Genomic DNA, 5,413 nt, shown 5'->3' on the forward strand with positions numbered 1-5,413 from the left:
TCGGTCATCGATCACGTCACGCATTAAAGTCCGTCAGCATAGCAGACCGCCTTATTGCGACAGATCCGTTTGCAGCCGCCGTCACTGAAAAGCTGGATGCGATTGATCTTGAAACGAAACGCAAGATCGTTCTGGGCCTGGTCAAGCGCGTAGAAATCCACAAAGACGAGATCGTCGTCGTGTTCCGTGTCGATCCGCAACCGCCAGTTCGCGGCAGCGAAAATTCGACCGACTCAGACGCAGGAGAGAAAAGTATGCAACATTGTAGGCGGCGTAATTTCACCGTTGCTCAGTAACATCTATCTCACTGAGGTAGACCGTATGCTGGAGCGGGCGAAAGAAGCCACGCGCAACGGGAAGTACACCTACGTCGAGTATGCCCGATTCGCTGACGATCTGGTGGTGCTGATCGATGCCCATCCGCGCCATGCGTGGCTGCTGAGGGCGGTGACCACGCGTCTTCGGAAAGAGTTTGCCAAACTGCAGGTCGAGGTCAATGAAGAAAAGAGCCGCACCGTTAATCTAGACCGCGCAGAGAGCTTCGGCTTTCTGGGGTTCGACTTCCGTCGACTCCGCAGCGTACAGAGGCGGGTGTGGCGGGCGCACTATACGCCAAAGCTGAAGAAGCGCACGGCGTTATTGCGCAAGCTCAAGGAGGTGTTTCGGCGATACCAGTCGCAGCCGGTAGATCGGGTGGTTGAACTGATCAATCCGGTGCTACGCGGTTGGGTGAATTACTTCGCTGTTGGACATTCCAGCGAGTGCTTCAGCTTCATCAAAGACTGGGTAGAAAAGAAGATCCGGCGCCATATGGGGCGCTCCCGGAATCGACGGGGCTTCGGCTGGAAGCGGTGGAGTAGGCGCTGGTTGTATGAGGAACTGAAGCTGTTCAACGGCTATCGTGTTCGTCGTGCTGCCGCACCGAAAGCGCGCCCAGCATGATAGGTCCCATAAATCTTGACATGAAGCAAACAGGAAAGCGTAGTGCCGGAAATCGGCCCGCTGCGTTCGACGTGGCGGGAGCTGGAAACGTGACCATGGTTGCCGGATTGCGGGCCATCGCGAAAGCGGTGGAATCACCACCGACGCCTACAGGTGCGCACGCCAGTTCTCGACCCTACCTGCGAGAGGCTGGGGGTGAAACTCCCCCAGCCTACTCACCCCTATGTATCGAGCTGGCAGGGCTTCGTCTATGTCGCGTTCATCATCGACGTGTTCGCCCGACGCATTGTCGGCTGGCGTGTGTCAAGTTCGGCGCGCACGGACTTCGTTCTGGACGCACTGGAGCAGGCCTTGTACGCGTTGCACTGCCTGGCCTGGGCGGGCGCTCGTGGGCTGCCAGAGCTGGCTGGGTCCGTCAGGTTCGCGGCGCGGTGGGACGGCCAGCGTCGCACGCAGGTAAGTGCGTGAGACGCGGAGAAAGCGTTCGATATGCATGATTCAACTCCCGTCGAGCCCGGCCAGGCCGGGCAACGTTCGATAAGCGACACGCCGTGAGCACAGTCAAGCGCTGTCGGTGTTCTTAAGCAAAAAAGGGAGCGAGCTAAAGACGGACCGCACGGGCGGTCCAGAAGAAGCGCGCTGACCCGGCAATCGGAGTCAGCGGCAGGAAGGAAAGTCCGGCGTCGCTAACGCGCGATTGCAGTCTGGGTGCCGGCACAGGCCGGTGTACAAGATCGACTACCAGGGCTTGCGTCCACGAAGGACTCTCCTGTTTCTAAGACAGGGCGGATTCTATGCGTGCCCTCTGTGAACGTGCAAGCAGAAATTGCCACGCAGTGCTTAGTAGCTTCAATAGAGATACAGAACGCACACCGTGGGCAACGGTCTCAACTGCATGGATGCGAAACGAAGAGTTATGCGAATGATTTGCATACACGGGAGTAACAGATTCGAAAGAAAAATCTTTGAAACAGTCGTTGACTCGGCTTGCGCGTCGTCACTAGAATTCGCGTGTTTCCACGAAAGGGGCATTTGCCTTGGACAGTTGTAGTAGTCGACCTTCGAATCGTTTTACTGCCTGACCGGCACGACGCCCGCCTGGATTCTTCCTTAGCCGCCGTCCTGCCAGCAGGCAGACGGTGCGCGCCGCAGTAGCTTCCGCAGTTTCTCCCGCGCATCTCTTCGATTGGCCGCCGTCGTTGACGCGCGTGCTGTCACGCACGTTCGTCAACACGACCCGGCGCGTCGAGCCATTGGCTCGCGCCGCCGCTCGTTCACGCCGTTTTCGCGCACGCAATTGCGTGCCCGGTCCAGCGTGCGGTTGAACACGTCCGTCAAACATGAACCGGACCCAAATGAAAAAGGAGCTCACGATGCCCGAACCTGAGCCTTGTTCCTGTACGACACATCAGGCGTTCTCGCCGAACGCCGCTGACTTCGCCTGACATCTGGCCGCACACGTTCCTCCATCACGCCCGAGCGCTTCGGCGCGCGTGAACTGAAACGAGAGCAGGCCTGGTCAAAGGCGCCACGTTTCAAGTTACTGGAGGAATCACCATGCACTTCGCACTCCTCGTTTCGCAGCTCCCACACGTCGAAAAAGCTCGCGCGCATTACAACGGCATGCTCGCGCTCGATGCCCGTTCGAACGCATCGACCGGCGTAGTCGCTGCCATCTGGACGGCGCTCAAGCAGCTCGCCCGCTGACGCGGCCTGGCGTGGCCGACTGCGTGCCCACTGCACCAGCAGGCGGCAGCCAGTCTCACTGCATGTATCATCAATTTCAAAAACCACTGCTAAGGAATAAGTAAAAAATGTCCACCACTCCAGCAAACATCGCGCAGCGCCGCAGTGCCGTGCTCGACGAAGCGCACGTGGGCGATATCAAAGGCGCCCTCGGCACCATTGCGCACCACGATACCGCCCCGCGCAGCAACTGGATGGCTCGCCTGCGCACGCTGCTCGCCATCCTCGGCCCCGGTCTCATTGTCATGATCGGCGACAACGACGCCGGCGCCTTCGGCACCTATACGCAGGCGGGGCAGAACTACGGCACGTCGCTGCTCTGGACGCTCGCGCTGCTGATCCCGGTTCTCTACGTGAACCAGGAAATGGTACTGCGCCTGGGCGCCGTGACCGGCGTCGGTCACGCGCGCCTTATCTTCGAACGCTTCGGCAAGTTCTGGGGTGCGTTCAGCGTCATAGATCTCTTCCTGCTCAATGGGCTCACGATCGTCACCGAGTGCATCGGCATTACGTTTGCACTCGACTTTCTCGGCGTCTCGAAGGTTCTTGGCGTCTGCATTGCCGCGGTTCTGACGATGGCGGCGGTCAGTACGGGCGACTTCCGGCGCTTCGAACGCTTCGCGATCGTGCTGTGCCTGTTGAGTCTGCTGCTGATCCCGGTGCTCGTCTCGATTCACCCGCCTGTGGGCGTCATCGCGCGCGACTTCTTCGTGCCGACCTGGCCGGCGAACTCGAAGCTCTCCGACGTGATGCTCCTCGTGATTGGCATCGTCGGCACGACCGTCGCGCCGTGGCAACTGTTCTTCCAGCAGAGCTACGTGATCGACAAGCGCATCACGCCGCGCTTCATGAAGTACGAAAAGGCGGACCTCTGGATCGGTATCGCGTTCGTGATCGTCGGCGCTGTGGCGATGATGGCCTTCACCGCCGCGCTCTTTGACGGCAAGCCCGAGTTCGGCAACTTCACCGACGCGGGTGGCGTGATTGCCGGCCTGCACAAATACGTTGGACAGACGTCGGCCACGATCTTCGCCGTGGCGCTGCTCGACGCGTCGATCATCGGCGCTGCCGCCGTCTCGCTCTCGACGGCCTATGCGATTGGCGATGTCTTCAAGGTCAAGCACTCGCTGCACCGCAGCGTGCTCGACGCGAAGGGCTTCTATCTCGTCTACTTCGGCATCATCGCGCTCGCTGCCGCCCTCGTGCTGATGCCCGGCAGCCCGCTCGGCCTCCTGACCGAGGCTGTGCAGACGCTCGCTGGCGTGCTGCTGCCGAGCGCAACGGTGTTCCTGCTGCTGTTGTGCAACGACAAGGCGGTGCTTGGCCCGTGGGTGAATTCGAAGAAACTGAACGTGTTCACGGGTGCAGTGATTGCCGTGCTCGTCGTGCTGTCGATCATCCTGACGTCCGCCACCGTATTTCCGGACCTCAGCGGTGCGGCGATCGTCGAGATTCTCGTGGGTGGATGTGGACTTGCCGCCGCCGTGTATGCCGCGGTGGAACTCTCGCGCAAGGCGCGCGGTAAGGCTGTCAACCATGATGCTCCGGCGCTCAACAAGCCAGCCCTCAAGGCATTGCGCAACACGTGGCGTATGCCACCGCTCGACGACCTGCCGGCGCCGCAGCACCTGACGTTGTCGACTCGCGTGTGGATGGGCGTGCTGCGCACCTACCTCGTCGTCGCAGTGGGTCTCGTCATCGTGAAGGTCGTGCAGATGGCCATCCACTAAAGCAAATGGGACAGGCGCACGTCTGCCCGATTTCAGGAACGCGCGGCGCACGAATTGGAGTGCACGCGCATACACGTGGACATACATGCTGCACCTTCGACCTGCTGGAAAACCGTCTGTGCTCTAATTCCCGCTTCATTGAATTCCCTCGCCGGTGTCTGAAGCAAGTCGAAGTTACGAAGACGGCGAGTCGCCCGCAATCCAGAGTCATCAGGGTGTTCCTCTTAAAAACCCTTTTAAGCGTGGTGCGAACAGGCTTGTGAAGGAGCTTTCTCGCTGCGTCCTTGACGTGTTTGATTTGGGGGACTTCAATGCTTAGCCACCATGAAATTGGGACGCTGCTAACGCTGGCGAACGGGGAGATGCGGGTGCAGACACTCGACCCGAACATGCGAGCACTGCAGACTCGGCGGCTTATAGAAGCCCAGGACCGTGCGCCTGGGTTGATCATCGTGCGGTTAACGGATTCTGGCCGTGCGCTGCTGCAGCGCCTGCAGGTAGAGTCGTGATAGCTGTAAAACAAAGCAATTCGCACAAGTTCGCTTCAGGCCTCATTCCGGAATCGAGACTCTCCGGTCCGGTGAGGCCGAGGAGGCGGCAATAGCGGCTAAAGCATGTACCGGACATATCGACGAGGAGGTCTTATGCGCGCTCATAGCCATACGAGGTTACCGCGTGGATTGCGGGACGCACGTTCGCCGCACTCGAAGAAGGACTTTGGGGGCGAGCTTCGGGAATTTTGTGCTTCGTTACTGGATCCTTCGATTTGGCTTCGCGCCTGTTCGCTGGCAGCGCTGAGAGATCGAGGAGATGCCGCTGCGTTCGGGATGGAAATCCTGCCGCCGCGCTTGCTTGAACACATCGGACGTTCCAGCCCGCACCATATTACTGAACTACCTGAGGTACGCAGGTCTGGGCGATCAGACTCATGCACAAATTATTGAAAATGCGGCCCGTCACGTGCCCATCCAGGCCGGAACAGGTGGCGGTTCGCA

3 protein-coding genes and 2 pseudogenes are annotated in these 5,413 nt (G+C 59.7%); all 5 read left to right on the forward strand.

Translation table 11 applies throughout. The features are described from left to right. Positions 1-296: pseudogene (locus BMI01S_RS42250) on the forward strand (hypothetical protein); the annotation flags it as partial. Positions 297-321: 25 nt separating this feature from the next. Then, positions 322-942 (forward strand): group II intron maturase-specific domain-containing protein, encoded by a 621-nt coding sequence (locus BMI01S_RS35710; RefSeq protein ID WP_042292696.1) that lies wholly within the window; start codon positions 322-324, stop codon positions 940-942. A gap of 222 nt (positions 943-1,164) precedes the next feature. Further along, positions 1,165-1,302: pseudogene (locus BMI01S_RS41580) on the forward strand (DDE-type integrase/transposase/recombinase); the annotation flags it as partial. A 1,197-nt stretch (positions 1,303-2,499) separates the two neighbouring features. After that, on the forward strand, positions 2,500-2,649 hold the full coding sequence (locus BMI01S_RS42255) for a hypothetical protein (protein WP_167334452.1): 150 nt from the start codon (positions 2,500-2,502) through the stop codon (positions 2,647-2,649). Between the two features lie 107 nt (positions 2,650-2,756). Further along, positions 2,757-4,418: an NRAMP family divalent metal transporter gene (locus BMI01S_RS35720; protein WP_028232962.1), complete on the forward strand. Its 1,662-nt coding sequence runs from the start codon at positions 2,757-2,759 to the stop codon at positions 4,416-4,418. Positions 4,419-5,413 lie beyond the last annotated feature (995 nt).

It is taken from the genome of Paraburkholderia mimosarum LMG 23256 = NBRC 106338 (assembly GCF_000739815.1).
Taxonomy (GTDB): Bacteria; Pseudomonadota; Gammaproteobacteria; order Burkholderiales; family Burkholderiaceae; genus Paraburkholderia; species Paraburkholderia mimosarum.